The following is a 20,535-nucleotide window of genomic DNA, read 5'->3' as shown; positions in this document are numbered from 1 at the left end:
CCAGTGCAATCACGGGAATGGATAAAAAGGTTTTTCATATTCATCGAAAGTACCCCATAAACGGATGGTCCCCGCATACGGTAGTGGGTCGGCGCTTGATGATCGGCATTGTTCTGCTGCTTCAATTGTTGGCCGTTGCGGTAGGACCTGCGCCATCGGGTGCGGAGGAGGCCACCGCGGTATCGCCGCAAATCGAATCGCAAGGGTCGCAGGCCGCAGAAGCCGACGACGAATCACGTTCATCCGGCAAATGGCTGCCGCTGCCGATCTTCCTCACAGAACCGGCCTTCGGATACGGACTCGGGGTGGGGCTTGGCTACATCCATCCTCACAAAGAGGGCGTTGAGACGGAAGTGGTTCCATCGCTGCAGACGCCGCAATCCATTGCATCCGGCAGGAATACCCAGAAAGCCCCGCCGGACATCACCGGTGTGGCGGGTGGATACACGGATAATGAAACCTGGTTTGGCGCTGTGGGCCACTCGGCATCCTGGCACAACGACACGATTCGATATGTGGGGGCAGCGGTCTATGCCGATGTGAAATCCACCTACTACATCCTGGACCGGCCGTTGGACTTCGACCTGGAGGGGTTCGGCGTTTTGCAGGACCTCAAATTCCGGCTGGGCGATACCCGTTTTTTCCTGGGGGGCAAGTTGCTCTACCTGGAAACCGAGTCGGCATTCGATTTAACCCCTGATGTGGATACCGGGATTGACATCGGCGAAATCTCCTCAAGCAATGTCGGCATCGCTGCAGAGCTCAGTTTTGACGGGCGGGACAATGTGTTCACCCCCAATCGCGGACAACTGATGGAATTGACTGCCTGGCGGTACGATGAAGCATTTGGTGGCGACTACAACTACTGGAGTGGTAATCTCAAGCTCCTATCTTTTCATCAGCTGTTGCCGCAACTCGTGCTTGGACTGCGATTGGAAGGCTCGGCAGTGGATGGACGGCCGCCGTTTTATGCCTATCCGTGGGTGACCTTGCGGGGTATCCCGGCACTGCGTTACCAGGGAAAACGGGTGGGCATGGCAGGGACGGAACTGCGTTGGGACATTTTTACACGCTGGGCGGTATTAGGATTTGCAGGCATCGGCAGCGTCTATGGCGATGATGCGGCCTTGGAAACCCAGGATGACATCGTCTCCGGGGGTATCGGTGGCCGGTATCTGTTCATGCCTGATGAAGGCCTGTGGTTGGGCGTGGATGTCGCTCGCGGCACGGAGGATACATACGCGTATATTATCGTGGGGCAAGCGTGGTGAGGAGATGACGCCGATTCTGGGTTGGAAGGGCTTGGCGCATCGAGTCCGCAGCGTTTCATACGCCCTGAATACATGATGCGCTTACCGTGGGTAAAGCATCCATCACTGGTTTCATCAGGGTTTCAGATCAATTGAGGATATTTTTTGATCGATTGTTTTACTGCTGTTGGGATCGATTCTTCTCGGATAGATGACCCAAATAATCATGATCGCTACAACTGAAGACAACCCGAAGCAACCGTCACATGGCTGGCGGTGGAAACTGCCATTAGGCTTGGTGCTGCTGATTCTGATTGCCCTGGCTGGCGTGATACTGGCCATCGAATCGATCGCCTTGGATCAGATCAATCGCGCGCTGAAACGTCATCTAACCGAAGGCGGCCGGCTGGAGGCGATCGATATCCGATTGGCGACCGGGCGCATTGCGTTTAGCGGCGTGACCGTCCAGTCACCCAAGGGAGACAGCGGTAAACCGCTGCTGGTGCTGGACAACATGGTTTTAGATGTCGATCTGGCGACCGTATTCGATGATTTGATTGTGATCGACGAACTGATCCTGAAAGGCATGACAATCGATCTGATGCGCGACGCGCAGGGCAAAACGGGGCTGGACAACTTGTTGCGATCGGACGACTCCTCCACAGCCCAAAATAAGGCCGGCACACCCAAGGCAGCCAAGCCTGTCGCCGAGAAAACGATTCGGCCGTCGATTCTCATCAAAAAGATCCGTGTGGCAGATGGCGTGGTGAATTACCAGGACATTGCGCTGACCGGCAAACCGATGCGATTCCCATTGAAGGATATCGCTGTTTCGGTTGGTCGTCTGCGGCTGTTCGATGGCGACACTGCGGCGGAAACGGCGAACATCGTCATCTCCGGCCAATTGCAGCAACCCGGCCAACTGCCGGACGCCCATTTCGGCATCCTTGCGCAGATGGCGCCGATCAGTCAGAACATGCCGATGATGAATGTGCAGACGCGCTTGATCGGTCTCAAGCTGAATACGTTGGGCGTGCTGCTGCCGCCGGCCACCCGCACGACGCTGGGTGGCGACGGGCTGGATTCCGCCATGGCCATGGCGCTCAATGCCGGCCGCATCCACCTCGACGCCCAGGTGCTGACGGACCGAAATGTGCACTACGATACGATTCATATTCGCGGTCCGCTCGATAAACCCGTCGTGAAAATTGCCCCTGTCGCGGCCGGAGTATTTCGAGTCAGCGGCGGCGTGTTGAATGTCGGCAGGCGGGGCCTGGGGACCGGCATCCATATTGCCGAAAGCGGCGTCGATGTGGCCAAGGAAATCGGCGAAGGCGCTCTAAAGGCCGGGAAAAACCTTCTGACCGGTTTGCTCGATGCCGGCAAGGGCCTGCTCGCCATGGACGACAAACAAGTCAAGGCAGGACTGGTCGACTCCACCGCCGGAACCATCGGGGATACGATGAAAACCGTGGAAACCGCCGGTCGTGACGCCGGTCTCGGATTGAATGGTTCCGTATCCCGATTGACAGGCAAGAACAATGTTCAGAATTGGGATCAGGGCATTGGTCAACGCTTTCGGAAAGCCATGCAGCAGGCACGTGAAGCGCTCGATGCGATGCCTTATCCGCCGGCAGTCGATTAAAGGGGTGATCGTCTGAACATGATCGAAGGCCTGTCCAATTGACGGGTGCAAGGAGACCATACCAACAGCCCAAGGCATGAGCGTTAGCCGCTCGTGGCTGTTACCCGGTTAATTTTGGTTGGAAATCTAAACACGCAATACTACAGAGAGGAAAAGACCATGAGAAAATCCGCAAACTTAGTATCGATCATGTTGGTTGTCCTTTTGTTGGCTGCCCCCTCCTTGGCCGGGGACAATTTGGTACAAAGCGTCCTCGACGGCTGCGACCGGGAACTGAAGACCTACTGCAAGGATGTCACCCCCGGAGAGGGACGCCTGCTGGCCTGCTTATATGCCCATGGGGATAAGCTGTCCGGTCAATGCGAATATGCCCTTTATGATGCTGCCGTCCAATTGGAGCGGGCTGTAGCGGCGTTGAGCTATCTGGTCAACGAGTGTCGCGACGATTTGGATGCGCTTTGCAGTGGGGTGCCTGCCGGCCAGGGCCGTTTGCTGAAATGTCTTGAGGAAAATGATGCCAAGGTCAGCGGCCGCTGCAAACAGGCAGTAAAGGAGGTCGTCAAGCAGTGACCGGCCTGATGGGCAGCGTCACCGGCAGCATGCTCGGGCAGGCGGTCACATCCGCACAAGGGCTTCGTGGTATCAACGTGTCAAACACAGAGCTTGGTCGATGTCGCCTGCCGGGGCATTTTAGAACGACTGGCCCAACAGGATTAGAATCTTAAGTGGCGGTGGTCGATACGGAAGGCAGGATCGTAACATCATCATAGCAAAGGAGCTCCTATGCACCGGTTCACCCGGCGATTCATCCCTTTTATCATGTTCGCGGTTTCATTCCTGGCTCCTTTTGTGTGCATTGCCGAAGAGCCGGCCCTCGACGAACAGCCGTGGGAGGAATTCGGCGTCAACGTCGGTGTGTTCTTATCCGCCGTGGACAGCACTTTGCGTTTCGGATCGGGGATCAGTGTGGATCTGGATGTGGAGGACTTTCTGGGGTTGGACACCAGCAATTTCGTTTTCCGTGCCGATGCCCTATGGCGATTCTCGGACAACCGGCGCCACCGGCTGGATTTTTCCTGGTTTTCGTTGAACCGCAGCGGCGAAAGGCAGATCCTGGAGGACATCACCGTCGAGTTGTACGGCAAGGAGGTCGTCATTCCAGCCGGGACCGATGTCGAATCCTTCTTGGATATAGACATCTGGGAACTTTCTTACAGTTACTCTTTCTTCCAGGACGAGCGCATCGATCTGGCCGCCGGAATCGGCCTGTACATCATGCCCATCGACTTCGGCCTCAATGCCACTGGACTCATCGACGAGGAAGGCCAGGAAAGTTTCACCGCGCCCCTACCGGTGGTGGGCTTGCGCATGGACATCGCCCTAACACCCCGTTGGTTTCTCCGCACTAGCACACAGGCGTTCTACCTGGAGTATGAGGATTTCAGCGGATCGATTCTAAGAGTCGATGCCGCCGTGGAGTATAATCCTTGGAAGCACGTGGGCATCGGATTGGGTTTCGACACATTGCATATCGATGTGCAAGCCGAAGGTGAGGATTGGCCGGGGGTCGACCTCAATGGTAAGGTAAATTTCAATTATGCCGGCCTACAGCTCTATCTGAGGTTGTTTTATTGATAACTGTCAAGCGCTATCTATTCGAATTGGCGTCGAAGATATCCAGTATTTATCCCACGATGTGCCTGGCTTTGGGTTACTGCCTATCTATATTTAACTTAGGCGGTTATATACAACATCTTGTAGTTCCCCAGTCCACCCGTTGACCTTGAAAAAAAATGCATGTTTGTTTTGGAAAGTGCCGGTTTAGACGAGGGATCGATTCGTGGAAGCATCTCAATGTATCCCAACTTGCCTGGCTCGCGTAACATACAAAATGTACAAAGTGTAATCGTTACCTGAGAGGCCCTCTGTCCGACCAAAACATATTAATACCTGTCGCAGGCAAGCCTGTAGCAAGATCCTGATAAACAGGCTATATTATTGACCTGCCCCACAGATTCAGCCTAATTTCCATCTATCATAAATTGGGACACCGTTCTTTATCAAAGGGCATCACCCTGCCCGTTGGCCCGGAGAGGAAACAAAAATTGATCATGAAAAACTGAAATAATTATGGAAATTAGCTCCGTTGACTCTGTAATGCACTAACAGTGCAAATAACGTTAATTTGTCGGGAATTCAAACATGAAAAGTCCTGAAAAGGAAATTCTGAAAGCCGTATTGGCCATAACTAGTGCCCGTCCAGAAACAGCGTATTTGAGTTCTCTTCGCGGAACAAAAAATTGAGCGCTACTTTTTTGAGAAGTACTTACGAAGGTGCCGCTCTTATTTTACGGTCATATGTGCATAAAGGCTCTTTTCGTGCCTACCTTTCCATCGGGTCGTTGCGCCGAACGGAAAATCCCGTTTCTAAACGGTTGCCAGTTTCTTGCGCGCCATCGTAAGCAAATTGGCGGCAACGACCGATGACAAGACATAGGATTTAAACGAACGAAATCCTTTCCAGGTGCAACGGGTCAGCCCGAAGCTGCGCTTGAGCCAGGATATGCCGGATTCGATTCCGGCACGAAACTGGCGAAGTTTTTTGTAAACGTAGTCGCTGCGGCACATGTCCGCTTCTTTTAGGCCTCGTTTTTTGGAAAAGCATACGTCTTTGATTCTGCGTTCTTTGGCTTTGGCAAGATTGTCTTTGGAGGCGAAACCGCCGTCCAAAGCGACTTTCAACGGATAGCGGCCATAGATCCTTTTTTGACGGTCGAGCATGGTTTCGACCAATTCCGTATCGGCGGGGTTGCCTTCCAAGATGACGCAATCCAGGATCAGGTTGGAGGCACCGCCCGTCAAACAGATTTTATGACCGTAATGTGTCTCTCGGCGGTCCTTGATAATGATGTCCGTATGGTCTTCGAAAATGGAAAACACCTTCTGGCCGGCCGGGACGCTTTCGCCTTGAACGATCCGGCGATAGGTTTGGTCGTATACTTGCCGGGCCAGGTCGCCATAGTGTCTGATTTCGTCGAACAAGCCCAACAAAAGCGGGTCCGCGCTGCAGTGTCGTGCCAGGATCTTTTCGGCCCGGATGGCATAGCCGATGGTTTTGCCAGTGACCTTGAGCAGATCTTTATACAGGGGAATACGCTGCTTCTCATTTTTGGCGTACTGGATACCGATCATCCTTTTCTTGGCGCGGCGCCGATGATCGGTAAAGACGATCTTGATCCCGAATTCGTCTCGGGCTTTGGTCAACAAACGGGCGATCACGCGCACCGAATCGAACAGTTGCACGGAATCGAGAGGCTTATGGATGTTGGACTCGACCACCGTACAATCGATCCGTGCCTTCCTGCCCTTTTCGATTTTATCGTCCTTAGCGCAGGCCAAAAGGTCGTCGGATATACGTTGCCATGTTTGCGGCGACAACGTTTTGATATTGGCGTTGAGGGCCGACTTTTTGAATCCCTTGTCGGCGATGCCGATGCGACAGAATCGTCTCAAGGCCCTGGAGTCGGAGATATGAAACGCCAGGTCTTCATATGTGAAACCGTAAAGCCGCATCACCACCGCAGCACGAATAATCTGCTCGGCCGTCATGCCGCGAGCCCCGGTTCGACGCTTGATGATTTTTCCCTTGTTGAGATCTTGCAGTACATGATCGCAAATGGTAGGAGTGCTATCGAGCACAATGCTGATCGCTTCCAGCTCTTTTTCCTTGGGATGACCGGTTGGGGGATCGATAAGCAGCATTTGTTTTTGATGTTTTTCGCGCATTTTGTGTTTGGCCCTTTTCTTTTTTTTGTATTGATATTGAACGTTTGGCGACATTCAATATACTACAATGAGAAAAGTAAAGCCAGTGCAAAATGCGCTTTTTTTATCAATAACGGCAGGTTACGTTGCCGGATGGGCACTAACTATATTATTAATTCCAAGATACGCGCTACCGCAATCGCAATCGAATGCTGAACTAGCGTCGATAACTCAGCAAGATGAATCAGTGGCCGTACCTGACCTATCAGCTATCATACCCAAAGCAGCAAAATTGTCCGCCGATCTGGCGACTCTCAAAAATAACGTTACCGATTCACTGGATATCGCAGAATATGAAAAAGAGATTGCCGGCATCGAGGTGAGCCTGAAGGAACCTGCCGCGCAATTAGAAGAAATAAAGGACGCAAAGAATGACCGGTTAAATAATCTTGTGGAGCTGAGAGCGGTCATTGAGCGGAATAATAAAACGTTCAAAGAAATTAGCAGACCCCTTAGCAAAGCCATTGATCAGTTTGGCACATTGAGAAAAAACTGGTTGGAGGAGAAACAACGCTGGAGCCAGTGGCAGTCTGCCCTGCTCAAGGATGGAGATCTCGTCCCCCTACGATCGACCTTCTCAAGAGCAATAGATACGATCGACAAGGCGTTGGAGGTCGTCGTTGCAAAGCTAAATTCGATGCTGGCAGTTCAGGAGAGAGCAAGCAACGTAGAGGCAAAAATCATCGTTTTTTCCACCGAATTGGACGCTTTGATTTCGGGAGCACGTTCCGGTATCAAAGTCAAAATATCTCCCCCAATGTTTTCCTCCCAGTATGTTTCTCAGTATTCAAACGAGTTGTGGTACGCATTGCAAAAAGGTCTGATTGAGATCGCATGGCCGGACAGCCATTTTCTTGACCAACAGGGACTGATCATCTTTGTCCATGTTTTTTGTTGTCTCGTGGTAATCATCGCCATCTATCAGAATCGGCAAATGTTATACGACTCGAAACGCTGGCATTTTCTGGCAGCCCGACCGCTTTCAGCAGGGCTATTCTTTAGTACTTTAGCAATTTTGTGGTTTTATGAACAGTTGTTATTTCAAGATATGTTTGGGCTTGCCATTGCGACGGCTGCTGGCGTCTCATTTAGCCGAATTATCGGAGCCCTGAATCAGGCACCATGGAGAATGAAATTTGTTTATGGGTTGACCATCGTTTTGCTGGTTACCCAACTCCTACAGGTTATCAAGCTGCCAATGCCTCTATTCCGTTTATACACAGCTTTAACGGCGCTTGTCGGTATAGTCATCTCCTGGCGATGGGCAGGTGAAAGTGTTGGTGAAAAGGACGCGCGTTTCTACTGTTGGCTTCTTCGGGCAGGTGCTTTATTTTTGGCCTTTATCACCGTTGCGGAGATTTCGGGTAAAAATATGCTGGCCGAATATCTGTTCATATCATTGATCCGTTCAACGGCAATCGTAATTGGCTATATGTTGTTCATATACATGATTCGTGGCTTTTTAGAATTGGTGTTTCGTCGTTCATCTTTACACCGGGCAGCATTCTTTCACAAAAACGCCGATCTTATCATTCGCCGGTTAGTACTCTTTGTGAACGTCGCTTTGTTCGGGTTGCTTCTTTTCCCTACAATTCTGTCGATCTGGGGGGTTTTCGATAGCCTACCGGCGGCAATAAAAGGTTTCCTGGAAACCGGAGTCAACGTGGGATCCCAGCGCATCAATGTCGGCCTGGTGGTTGTTTCAGCCAGTATCCTCTATGGATCATATCTCGTCTCCTGGATCGTGCAAAAGGTGCTTATCGATGAAGTGCTCGCCAAGCGTCTCGTGGAAAAAGGGGTGAGGCTCTCAATTGCAAGGCTGGTTAACTATGTCCTCATTTCTGTCGGCTTTATTTTGGCCCTCGCTGCACTTGGAATCGAGGTCACAAAACTTACCATTATATTGAGTGCGCTCGGCGTCGGCATCGGATTCGGCCTGCAAAGTATCGTTAATAATTTTGTCAGCGGACTTATCCTGCTTTTTGAACGACCGGTCAGGGAAGGTGATTATATTGAACTCGATGGGGAATGGGCTGAAATCATAAAGATTGGTCTTCGGGCTACTGCCGTCCAAACTTTTGACCAGGCTGATGTGATCATTCCCAACGCGGATTTGGTCAGCAATAAGGTGGTCAATTGGACACTCAGGAATCGTCTTGTGCGGCTGATTATTCCGGTGGGAGTAGCCTATGGCTCAGACGTCTCCTTGGTGATTGAAACACTAATGGCAAGCACAAAGAAAAATTCGAACATTGCCAAAACACCATCTCCTCAGGTCCTATTTTTAAACTTCGGAGAAAGTTCACTTGACTTTGAACTCCGCGTCTGGGTGCAGGATGCTGACCAACGAATGGAGGCCAAAAGCGAACTTAACCAAGAGATTGATCGTAAATTCAGGGAAGCAAAAATCGAAATCGCATTTCCACAGCGGGATCTGCATCTACGCAGTGTGGATCAATCGGTCAGCTTGAAGCCTGTGGGAACAATAAGTTAAGGCGCTTGTTGTTTGTCAATATACATATGACACCAATTCTATTTAGAACTCCCCAGCTGCCAGAATACCAAAAGGTCAGACCCATTTTACGATTGTGACCGTTTAGTGTGATAGGTGGTGATTCGGGTGTTCTATATGAATTGAAATGATGACGAATCGATGTTAAGACAGCTCCAACCTGTACGACATAAAATGATAATTGACTGAAAAGTCCATCGAGGTCATTATCTACCTGTTTTTTCGACTAAAAGCGAAAGGAGGTAGTGATGAACCTCGAGCATGTGTCTGTCGAAAAAAGCACCTACGGCCTGAAAGCGTTCCCACCCAACCCGATTCAACTATCCCTTTTTCCTAAGAAGTCGCTTCGCCCTGCCTACCGTGTATCCCATGAACACATCGAGCATATCATGCGCAGAATCTCCGCTGGCGGGCTGTGCGGAGGGGAAATGGTGCGCGATTACCTGCGCCGGCAGTTGCGACACAACTGCCGCCCCAACACCATTCGCGCCAGCGGTTCCACCCTCTTGCTGTTTTTAGCGTTTTTTAAACGCAGCGGCGGTCAGCATTTGGCGACGATCGGGCGTGAACATATCAGCGCGTTTGTCGAACATGAGCAAGATCGCGGTATGGCCCCAACCTCTGTCGATGGTCGGCTAAAGGGACTGTACGCGTTTTTAAACTTTTTGGTCAGTCGCGATGTGATCGGAACTGGTGTGATCAAGCGTAAGCTTCTCATCAGGGTGCCCGAGGCCCTGCCGAAGGCGATTGATCCGGAGGATGTCCAACTGTTGTTGGCGGCGGTCTCAACAATCCGTGATCGGGCGCTGATATTGACGCTTCTTCGAACCGGCATGCGCATCGGCGAGCTGTTGAACACCAGTGTGGAGGATCGCACCGTATTTTTTTTTCGAATGGGTCTTTTGATAATCGATCCAGATTTTAGCTGCTTTGGAAAGTTTCATGGCCGACCTCCTTGGGTTAAAGGGTTCACGATAAGGGTAGCACCCAAGTTAAGCGTATGATATCCAATTGCTAAATGCAAATTTGAAGTCTTCTTTTATACTTATGGGGCCTGGCAAGTAATCTGAACTTTTAGTAGGTTCCGTTTTTGGCTGGATTATCCCAATCTATTCGTAATCCTGTTATAGTCGGCTTCCTGGAACGCTATCGTACTTAATAATCAATCGCGGCAATAGCTTGATCGTTCTAATAGGTTTCATCGTCAAATGCCTATTCGTGTTCAACTAACCTATAACTTGACTCTCTTTTCTATTAGCGTGTACCAAATGCAAGACTCTCACAAAATATTGCCTAATTAGGCGAACGGACCAAATTGATATAAAGGAGGAAAGAATGCCCTCCAAATCCACTATCGAACAGCTAAAAAAACGTATCCGGCAGCTTGAAAAGGAGGTCGCGGAAAGTCGCAAAGCGATTGGCGATATCCAGAAGGAACAACTGTTTTCGGAAAAGGTGCTCGACAGCCTGCCGGGCATCTTCTACCTTTACGACCAGCACGGGAAGCTCATCCGCTGGAACAAAAACCACGAAACCCTCACCGGTTTCAGTGCCGAGGAGTTGCCGCGGCGTGAGATGTTTGACTGGTTTTCAGCAGAGGACCGCAAGCGCGTGGCGGAAGAAGTTGACCGGATCTACGCCGAGGGGATGCGCTCCGGCATCGAAACCGGTCTCATCGTCAAGAGCGGTGCCGTGGTGCCTTACTATTTGACCGGTGTACGCATGACCGTCGAAGACAGGATATATATCCTGGGGGTGGGCATCGACCTGACCGAGCAGAAGCTAATCGAGGAGGCGCTGCGCACAAGTGAGGAGAAGTACCGGGCCATTTTCGAAAATGCGGTGGAGGGGATTTATCAGACCACCACCGACGGCCTGCTGGTAAATGCCAATCCGGCCATGGCCCGCATGCTGGGCTACACTTCGGTCGATGAGCTGATGACCTCGGTAAAAGATGTCGGCCATGATCTTTACGTCACCGTGACGGCGCGCCGGAGGTTCCTTGACATTTTGGAGCGCAACGAGCCGGTGTCGGGCTACGAGGTGGAATTTCGCCGCCGCGACGGACGGCACATCTGGGTCTCCCTCAACGCCCGCCCGATCACCGAAACCGACGGCCGCCTGAGGCTGATCGAAGGCATCGTCCATGACATTACCGAAAGGAGGCGCCAGGCCGACGCCCTGCGTGAACGCGAGGCCTATCTGCGTAAGGAAAACCTACGCCTGCGGTCTAACATCAGGGACCGCTACCGCTTCGGCGACATCATCGGCAAGAGCCTCGCTATGCAGGAAGTCTACGAATGGATTTTGAAAGCTGCCGCCACGGATGCCAATGCCATCATCTACGGGGAGTCCGGCACCGGCAAGGAACTCGTGGCCCGGGCCATCCACCGGCTCAGTGACCGGAAGGAGGGGCGCTTCATTCCGGTCAACTGCGGTGCCATCCCTGAAAACCTCCTGGAGAGTGAATTTTTCGGCTATCTCAAAGGCGCTTTCACGGGGGCTGCCGCCGACAAGGAGGGCTACCTGGACCTGGCCGACGGCGGCACCTTGTTTCTGGACGAACTGGGTGAAATCGGGCCTAATTTGCAGGTCAAACTGCTGCGGGTTCTGGAGGGGGGTGGGTATTCGGCGGTAGGCGGCCGGGACGTCAAAAAACCGGATGTACGGATTATTGCCGCCACCAACCGTGACCTGCGGGCCCAGGTGAATCGCGGCTTGATGCGCGAGGATTTTTTCTACCGCATTCATATCTTGCCGATTCATCTCCCGCCCCTCCGTGAGCGCCGGGAAGACATCCCGCTGCTGATCGAGCATTTTGCGCAATCGTCAGGGGACGCGGCGGAAGCACCGCCCCTGACCGGAGAGATGCTGGAAGCCATGATGCGTCATGACTGGCCGGGCAACGTGCGGGAGCTGCAAAACGTCCTCCAGCGCTACCGCTCGTTAAATGACTTCGATTTGATCAAGGAACCATCCTGCCTGCCACCATTGGGTCACGGTGGGGCCGATCATGCGGGCGAGGTGCCGGAAGCCGGTTTTCAGACGGCGATGGTGAATTTCGAAAGGCAACTGCTAGTCGCGGCGCTGGAAAAACACCAATGGCATCGGGAAAGTGCCGCACAATCGCTCGGACTGCCGATGCGGACCTTTTATCGCAAACTAAAACGGCATGGACTAATAAGGCATAAAAAATGCCAATAATGGCAAATAAAAATATAATATATAAAATCAATTTGATATGTACGATTTAAAATTATAGATTGCCAATAATGGCAGTTATCCTTTTTGTCACCCACCTTCCTTTCATATTATTCAACCACCTGAAAATACACTTAATAAAAAAATAGGTCGTGGGTCAAGCGATCCTGGCACGACCTTTGATTTATGGGTGGCGCTGCAAACCCTGAACGGCATTCGCCGGCCGGACGAACTGCCCGACGGGCAGGGCGGCTCTGGCGGCGATCTGTCAGAAGGGTCATCCACCATCGATGAAAGGGAAATAATGGAAACCATTGTCGGCACCAGCAATCGCATCCTCGAGGTCAACCTGTCGGATCGGACGCGGCATGTGATCACCGTTACCGAAGAGGATCGTAAACTCTATCTCGGCGGCAAGGGGCTGGGTCTGAAATTGATCCACGAACGCCTGGCGCCCGGCGTCGACCCTCTGGGCCCGGACAATCTTCTGGTCTTCATGATGGGGGTCATGATGGGCACGGGCGCGCCCTGCAGCGGACGCTTCGCCGCCCTGACCAAATCGCCGCTTACAGGCATCATGCTGTCCTCCTCCTGCGGGGGGCCCTTCGGCATGGCCCTTAAAACGGCCGGATATGACGGCCTTGTCATCGGCGGGCGTTCGGAGGCGCCTGTCTATCTTAACATCGATGCCGATCGGGTAGCTTTCGAGGACGCCTCGGAGCTGTGGGGGTTGGACACCCGCGAGACCCAGGCCAGGCTGGCCGACGGGAAAAAAAGCGGCGTCATGGCCATCGGCCCGGCCGGCGAAAACCGGGTCCTGTTTGCCAATGTGGCCTCCGGTCACCGGTTTCTGGGGCGCGGCGGCATGGGGGCCGTCATGGGCGCCAAAAACCTGAAGGCCGTCATGGCCATCGGGGGCCGCTACAAAATCCAGCCCCACGATTCGGCCCGCTTCAAAGCAGTCTCCCACAAAGCCGGCCGGCAGGTGGATGCCAACCATTTCACCGGGCATGCATATCGCAATTTCGGCACTGCGGCCAACGTCAACCTGTGCAATCAGGGGGGCATTCTCCCGGTCAGCAATTTTCGCGGAGGCACCCACCAGCGTGCGGGGGAGGTCTCCGGCGAAACCATGCAGAAGAAGTACAACACCCGGCCCAGCACCTGCCTGCCGTGCAGAATTCTCTGCGGCCACAAAGGCACCTATCCCGACGGGTCGGTGCGTCAGATCCCGGAATACGAAACCACCAGCCTGCTGGGCCCCAACATCGGCATCTTCGACACCGAGAAGATTTCCGAATGGAACGACCTTTGCGGCGCCATGGGGCTGGACACCATCTCCACCGGCGCCACCCTGGCCTGGGTGATGGAAGCCGGCGAGCGCAATCTGCGGCCTACCGATCTGTCTTTCGGATCGCCCGCCGGGATCAGCGACACGATTCGCGCCATCGCCCACCGCCAGGGACAGGGCGACGAACTGGCCCAGGGGACCCGCCGTTTGGCGGCCAAATACGGCGGCGCCGATTTCGCCATCCAGATCAAGGGGCTGGATATGGCAGGCTACGATCCGCGCGGCGCCTGGGGCCAGGGCCTGTCCTACGCTGTGGCCAACCGGGGCGCCTGCCACCTGTCCGCGACGACGTTTTCCCTGGAAGTGTTCATGGGGTTCCTAAACCCCTACACCACCCGGGCCAAGGCCCATTTCGTCAAATATTTCGAAAATCTGTTTGCGGCGGTCAACTCCCTGCATGTCTGCCAGTTCACCGCCTTCGCCTATGTCCTCGAGGAGCCCATCGTCAAATACACGCCCAAGGGAATGCTGCGGCTGACCATGCAGTATCTCCCGCGGATCGCGCAGAATCTCATTTTCATCCCCACGTTGACCGGTCTGTACAACAGCGTTACCGGCCTGTCCGTCAGCCAGGCGCAATTCCTCGCCGCCGGGGAACGGATCCACACCCTCGAACGGCTGATGAACACCCGCGAAGGGATTTCCCGCAAGGACGATACCCTGCCGGTCCGATTTTTGCGCGAGGGGCGTGGTTGCGATCCCAAGAAGCGCACCGTGCCGCTGGAAACCATGCTCGATGCCTACTACCGGTTGCGGGGATTTGACAGCCGCGGCATACCCAAAACGGAGACCTTGTCCCGCCTGGGCCTGACGGGTTGACCGTCATGGCTATCCAACCGCGCGCACACCATTGAACAGGAGACAACATGAAAGACGCGAATCAATTCGACTACGACTACATTGTTATCGGTTCCGGTTTCGGCGGCAGTGTTTCCGCCCTGCGGTTATCCGAAAAGGGCTATTCCGTGGCGGTCTTGGAAAAAGGCAAGCGCTGGCAGAAGGAAGACTTTCCCAAGACCAACTGGAATACCCGCAAATACATGTGGCTGCCCCAGCTGGGCTGCTACGGCTACCAGATGCTGACCCAGCTCAAGCACGTGCTCATCTTTCACGGCGGGGGTGTGGGCGGCGGCAGTCTGGTCTATGCCAACCAGCAGCTGATCCCACCGGACGAGGTGTTCGAGCGCCCGGAATGGGGCATTCCCGACTGCAAGGCGACCATGATGCCCCATTACCAGGAGGCCCGACGGATCCTGGGCTCCAATCCAAGTCCCCAGGTCGGCCGTGCGGACGAGTGCCTTCGCGAGGTCGGTATCGATATGAGGGGCAAGGACACTTTCCATAAAAACGACGTGGGCATTTTCTTCGGCGAACCGGACAAAACCGTCCCGGATCCCTATTTCGGCGGGCGCGGCCCCGCGCGCACCGGCTGCACCTTCTGCGGATCCTGCATGGTGGGCTGCCCGGTGGGGGCTAAAAACACGCTTGATCGCAACTACCTTTATCTGGCCGAAGGCAACGGCGCCCGTATCTTTCCGGAAACCGAGGTCACCGGCGTGCGCCCCTGGAACGGCGGCTACGAAATTCTAACCCGGAAGTCTACGGGGTTCAGCCATCCCCAGCGGATCTATCGGGCCAAAGGGGTGGTTTTCAGCGGCGGCGTTCTCGGGAGCGTGAAACTGCTCATGAAGTGCCGTCATAGCGGGATGCTGCCGGAACTTTCCCCGCAACTGGGCAACTATGTACGCACCAACTCGGAAGCAATTCTGGGCGTCCAGTCCAGGGACAAAAGCGTCGACTGGAACGATCAGATCGCCATTACGTCGGGCATCTATGCCGACGACACCACCCACATCGAGATGGTGCGCTACAACAAGGGCTCCGACGTGCTGCTCAACCTGCTCACCCTGATGACCGACGGCGGCGGCGTCATTCCACGCGGCGTGCGCTACCTGGGACAGATTGTCCGGCATCCCCTGCGCTTCATGAAACTCCTCTGGCCGTTTGGCGCGGCGGCATCCACCTCGGTCGTTCTGGTGATGCAGACCGACAAGAACTATCTGAAGCTGGATTACAAGCCCCGCTGGTGGCGCATGGGAGGCTACAGCCTTAACTCCGAGACCCCCCCGGGACAAGAACGGGCACCGGCCTATATCCCCATCGCGAACGAGGTGGCGCGACGCCTGGCGAAGAAGATGGACGGCATTCCCCTGAGCCTGTTGCCCGAAGCTGTCTTCAATGCGTCGAGCACGGCCCATATTCTGGGGGGCTGCTGCATGGGAACATCCCCCGATAAGGGGGTGGTCGGGACCAACGGGGAAGTATTCGGCTATCCCAACATGTTCATCGCCGACGGGTCGGTGGTGCCGGCCAATTTGGGGGTCAATCCCAGCCTGACCATCACGGCCCTGTCGGAATATATCATGTCGCAGGTGCCGGTAAAAAGTTGATGGTCGGGACCAAAACATCTTCATCCACTATCCGGTATAAGCACCGGGAGAGATTGGCATAAAGAAAGGGAAAAAATGACATATCATCTCAGTACAGGACGGCCGGGCGCTAAACAGGGTGCCTTCCCGATTCCACAAGGAGCGCTAATTACCCTATTACTGCTCATCTATTGCCTGATGCCGGTGCTGGCATCGGCCCAGGATGCATCCTCTAAAGAGGCCAGTCCAGAAACGATCGCCGCCAACAAGGCCATGGTCGAGGTGCTCGATTTCAGCGACCGCCAGGATTTTGAAGATTCCCAGAGAGGGTTCATCGCGACCGACGCCCCTCTGGTGATCAAGGATGACAACGGAGAGGTTGTCTGGGATATGCCCGCCTACGATTTCCTGTCCGGGGATTCCGTGGATACCGTAAATCCGAGTTTATGGCGGCAGGAGCAGCTGAACAATATCCACGGGCTTTTCAAGATTCACGAAAAAATTTATCAGATCCGGAATTATGACCTTTCAAACATGACCCTGATCGAAGGCCGGACCGGCTGGATTCTGATCGACCCCCTGGTCAGCAAGGAAACCGCCCATGCCGCTCTGCAACTGGCGAACGAGCATCTGGGGGAGCGTCCTGTCAAGGCCGTGATCTACACCCATACCCATGCCGACCATTTCGGCGGCGTGCGCGGGGTTGTTGACGAAAAGGACGTCGTGGCCGGGAACGTCAAAATCATCGCCCCGGAAGGCTTCATGGACTATGCCATCGCAGAAAACGTGCTGGCGGGAACGGCCATGAGCCGCAGGGCATTCTACCAGTTCGGCGGGGTTCTCGAGCCGGGCGTCCGCGGCCGCGTGGGAACCGGTCTGGGCAAGACCTTTTCCATGGGCACCATCGGCCTGATTCCGCCGACCGACACGATCGGGACCACCGGCCAGGAAATGACCGTTGACGGGGTTCGCATGGTATTCCAGATGGCCAGCGGGTCCGAAGCCCCGGCCGAATTCATGATTTTTTTCCCGGATTTCAAAGCCCTGTGCCTGGCCGAAGTCACCACGCATCACATGCACAATCTCTACACCCTGCGGGGCGCCCAGGTCCGCGATGCCCTGGGGTGGAGCAAATACATCAACGAAACCATTGACCTTTATGGCGACAAAATCGATATGGCCTTTGGCTGCCACCACTGGCCCACGTGGGGCCAGGAACGTATCCGGGATTTTCTGGTCAAGCAACGCGATCTTTACCGGTACATGCACGACGAAACCCTTCGGCTGGCCAACATGGGATTGACCCCGAACGAAATATCCGAAACCATGACCTTGCCGCCGTCCCTTGCGAAGGAATTTTCAGCGCGCGGATACTATGGGACTCTGAGTCATAACGCCAAGGCGGTCTACCAGTACTACCTCGGGTGGTACGACGGCAACCCGGCCAACCTGAACCCCCTACCACCGGTGGAAGCAGGAAAACGGTATGTAGAGTTCATGGGCGGGGCGGACGCATTGCTTGAAAAGGCAAAAAAATACTATGACGCCGGGGAATACCGCTGGGTTGCCGAAGTCGTGAACCATCTGGTTTTTGCCGATCCCGACAACAAAGCCGCATTGAACCTCCAGGCCGATGCGCTGGAGCAACTCGGGTATCAGGCCGAATCCGGCGTGTGGCGAAATGAGTATCTTGCCGCTGCGGCTGAATTGCGACACGGCGTAAAACCGGCCCGATCAACCACCACAACAGGACCTGACGTGATGCGTGCCATGACGCTGGACATGGTCTTTGACTTTCTGGGTGTCCGTCTGCAACGCGACAAGGTGGCCGACCTGACCCTGAACATCAACATGGAATTCACCGACATCAAAACGAACTATGCCCTTGAGTTGAGCAACAGTGTCTTGAACAATACCAAAGGGCGCATCCTCCAAAACCCGGATGCAACCTATCAGTTGAGCACCCTGGCCTTTGCCAAGCTCTTGGGCAAAAAGGCGACTTTTGCGGAGCTGATGCAGTCCGGCGAAATCGTCGCCCAAGGCAATCCCAAGGCCATCGGTGCGATTTTGGCTAATCTCGAGCAGTTTAACCCTCTGTTCAATATTGTCACGCCCTAGCGAATCAACCACCATACGCCAAATGGGCAGACGCAAAGAAATGAAAGGATTCAGACATGCTAAACCTGGCCGCCATGCTGGAACACAGTGCCCAAGAAGGGCCTTCGAAAACAGCGATCGTGTTTGGAGACAAACGATTTAGCTACGCGCAGGTGAACGCCGTTGCCAACCAGGTGGCCAATGGACTGGCCTCCGCCGGCGTCGTCAAGGGGGACAAGGTGGCGCTGAGCTGCCCGAACCTGCCCTATTTCCCGATGATCTACTACGGCATCCTCAAAGCCGGGGCGGTGGTGGTGCCTTTGAACGTCCTCCTGAAAGGGCGTGAGATCGCCTACCACCTCAAGGACAGCGACGCCAAGGCGTACTTCTGTTTTCAAGGCACTCCCGACCTGCCCATGGCCGAGGAAGGCTGGAAAGGGTTTCAGGAAGTGGACGGATGCCGGCACTTCTGGGTGATTACGGCCGATCCGCAATCCCCTTCGCCGATCGAGGGCACGGCGACCCTGGGCCAACTGATCGGCAAGCAGCCGCCCACCTTCGATACCGTTGCCACGGACTTCGAAGATACGGCCGTCATTCTCTATACCTCCGGCACGACGGGCTTCCCCAAGGGCGCCGAACTCTCGCACGCCAACATGGCGTTCAATGCTCGGGGCACCAAAGATATCATCAACTTGCAGCCCGACGATGTGCATGCCCTCGTTTTGCCCCTGTTTCATTCTTTCGGACAGACCTGCCAGATGAATGCCGGGTTTTCCCTGGGCAACACCATCGTGCTCATCCCCCGGTTCACGCCGGAGGCGGTGTTGGATGCGATGCAGAACGAAAAAGTGACCATTTTTATCGGCGTGCCGACCATGTACTGGGCGCTGCTGACTTACGAGGACAAAGAGAAGCGTTTTGACCTCGAGAGCATCGCCGATACGTTGCGGATCGGGGTGTCCGGAGCCTCCTCGCTGCCCCTGGAGATTATCAAGGGCATCGAGGCCAAATATCGCATTCCCATCATGGAAGGTTACGGGCTGTCGGAAACGTGCCCTGTGGCGACCTTCAACCATCTCCACAAGGAGCGTAAGCCCGGCTCGGTGGGCACACCGATCTGGGGGGTGGAGGTCAAAATCGTGGACAAGGACGACAACGAAGTGGCGGCCGGCGAGGTGGGCGAAATCACCATTCGGGGCCACAATGTCATGAAGGGCTACTACAACAAACCCGACGCCACGGCCGAGGCCTTCAAGGGAACGGCCTGGTTTCATACCGGCGACCTGGGCCGGAAGGACGAGGACGGGTACGTCTACATCGTGGACCGCGTCAAGGACATGATTATCCGGGGCGGGTTCAATGTCTACCCGCGGGAAATCGAAGAGGTCTTGATGACCCATCCGGCAGTGTCCCTGGCCTCGGTCATCGGTGTCCCCCACGATTCCCATGGGGAGGAAGTCAAGGCCTATATCGTGTTAAAGCCAGGCGAGACAGCTACCGAAGACGACCTGTTGGCCTGGTCCAAAGAGCAGATGGCGGCCTATAAATATCCCCGTATAATCGAAATCCGGGAAGCCCTGCCCATGACGGCCACCGGCAAAATTCTTAAAAAAGAGCTCAAAGCCGAAATCGCCGGCTAACCATCAGGCCCGCACATCGTCTATTTTTACAAACGACCCTGTGCGGGCCTTTTTGATGGCGACCAGATCATCATCGTACCTTGATAAATAGATGGGTGAACCGCATCCATATTGCTATCCTTCCGTCGATCAACTGTTTACAGGTACTTGCTGCGAATCCGAACCTTGGCAAGCCCATCAAACTTAAAGATAACTTGAACCTACCTGCAAATCAGCAAAAATATAGATTTCTGCTATGGACGTTTATGTTTATATTTTCAGTAAACTAAGCCCGTCTATACAATATCTTGTGGTTCCAATTTCTCGATGAAATCAACGATTAGTCGGTGTAATCCCAACCAGAGCCGGAATCAATGCCCATACAAAGTAAATGCCAGTCTCCCAACTTTGGATTGATCCCAGATACATTGAAATACACTCAAAAATCGTCCACCTTCTAAAACCGGTGCTTTCCAGAACAAACTATTTGGTCACGCTGAAAAATTGGGCGCCGTAAAAATGGGGCATAGAGGCATCCCCTGGAAAGTCCGATCCACCTTTTCGCTCATCATAAGGCAGCCGACCACAGTCAGGTCAAGCATG

Annotated in this window: 12 protein-coding genes; 11 read left to right on the top strand and 1 reads right to left on the bottom strand. The window is 54.2% G+C overall.

Annotated features, from left to right (window positions below):
• The first annotated feature begins 98 nt into the window (after positions 1-98).
• The 4 genes from GN111_RS29425 (at position 99) to GN111_RS29410 (ending at position 4,530) form a co-directional block, all read left to right on the top strand.
• Positions 99-1,271: a BamA/TamA family outer membrane protein gene (locus tag GN111_RS29425; RefSeq protein ID WP_155307164.1), complete on the top strand. Its 1,173-nt coding sequence runs from the start codon at positions 99-101 to the stop codon at positions 1,269-1,271.
• Positions 1,272-1,476: 205 nt separating this feature from the next.
• Positions 1,477-2,895, top strand: a complete 1,419-nt coding sequence (locus tag GN111_RS29420; protein ID WP_170302511.1) for a DUF748 domain-containing protein — start codon at positions 1,477-1,479, stop codon at positions 2,893-2,895.
• Positions 2,896-3,054: 159 nt separating this feature from the next.
• On the top strand, positions 3,055-3,465 hold the full coding sequence (locus GN111_RS29415) for a cysteine rich repeat-containing protein (protein WP_155307162.1): 411 nt from the start codon (positions 3,055-3,057) through the stop codon (positions 3,463-3,465).
• A 213-nt stretch (positions 3,466-3,678) separates the two neighbouring features.
• On the top strand, positions 3,679-4,530 hold the full coding sequence (locus GN111_RS29410; protein ID WP_155307161.1) for a hypothetical protein: 852 nt from the start codon (positions 3,679-3,681) through the stop codon (positions 4,528-4,530).
• Positions 4,531-5,322: 792 nt separating this feature from the next.
• Here GN111_RS29410 and GN111_RS29405 read toward each other — a convergent pair.
• Complete coding sequence (locus GN111_RS29405) at positions 5,323-6,681, bottom strand: ISNCY family transposase (protein WP_155301899.1); 1,359 nt, start codon at positions 6,679-6,681, stop codon at positions 5,323-5,325.
• Between the two features lie 67 nt (positions 6,682-6,748).
• On the opposite strand from GN111_RS29405, the gene GN111_RS33740 reads away from it, so the two are divergent.
• From GN111_RS33740 to GN111_RS29370, 7 genes are all read left to right on the top strand, one after another.
• Positions 6,749-9,214 carry a mechanosensitive ion channel family protein gene (locus GN111_RS33740; RefSeq protein ID WP_197740455.1) on the top strand — a complete coding sequence of 822 codons (2,466 nt, stop codon included), beginning with the start codon at positions 6,749-6,751 and terminating at the stop codon, positions 9,212-9,214.
• Between the two features lie 266 nt (positions 9,215-9,480).
• Positions 9,481-10,236 (top strand): tyrosine-type recombinase/integrase, encoded by a 756-nt coding sequence (locus GN111_RS29395; RefSeq protein ID WP_155307160.1) that lies wholly within the window; start codon positions 9,481-9,483, stop codon positions 10,234-10,236.
• 331 nt (positions 10,237-10,567) lie between these two features.
• On the top strand, positions 10,568-12,436 hold the full coding sequence (locus GN111_RS29390; protein WP_155307159.1) for a sigma 54-interacting transcriptional regulator: 1,869 nt from the start codon (positions 10,568-10,570) through the stop codon (positions 12,434-12,436).
• 187 nt (positions 12,437-12,623) lie between these two features.
• Complete coding sequence (locus GN111_RS29385; RefSeq protein WP_231715598.1) at positions 12,624-14,603, top strand: aldehyde ferredoxin oxidoreductase family protein; 1,980 nt, start codon at positions 12,624-12,626, stop codon at positions 14,601-14,603.
• A gap of 47 nt (positions 14,604-14,650) precedes the next feature.
• Entirely contained in the window at positions 14,651-16,234 is a 1,584-nt protein-coding gene (locus GN111_RS29380) for a GMC oxidoreductase (RefSeq protein WP_155307158.1), read from the top strand.
• A 75-nt stretch (positions 16,235-16,309) separates the two neighbouring features.
• The gene (locus GN111_RS29375) at positions 16,310-18,331 is read left to right on the top strand and encodes an alkyl/aryl-sulfatase (protein ID WP_197740454.1); all 2,022 of its coding nucleotides are present in this window, start codon (positions 16,310-16,312) and stop codon (positions 18,329-18,331) included.
• A gap of 56 nt (positions 18,332-18,387) precedes the next feature.
• On the top strand, positions 18,388-19,953 hold the full coding sequence (locus GN111_RS29370; protein ID WP_155307157.1) for a long-chain-fatty-acid--CoA ligase: 1,566 nt from the start codon (positions 18,388-18,390) through the stop codon (positions 19,951-19,953).
• The last annotated feature ends 582 nt before the right edge of the window (positions 19,954-20,535 follow it).

It is taken from the genome of Desulfosarcina widdelii, assembly GCF_009688965.1.
Taxonomy (GTDB): Bacteria; Desulfobacterota; Desulfobacteria; order Desulfobacterales; family Desulfosarcinaceae; genus Desulfosarcina; species Desulfosarcina widdelii.
The sequence above is the reverse complement of the archived record's forward strand: the minus strand, read 5'-3'. Positions and strand labels throughout refer to the sequence as shown.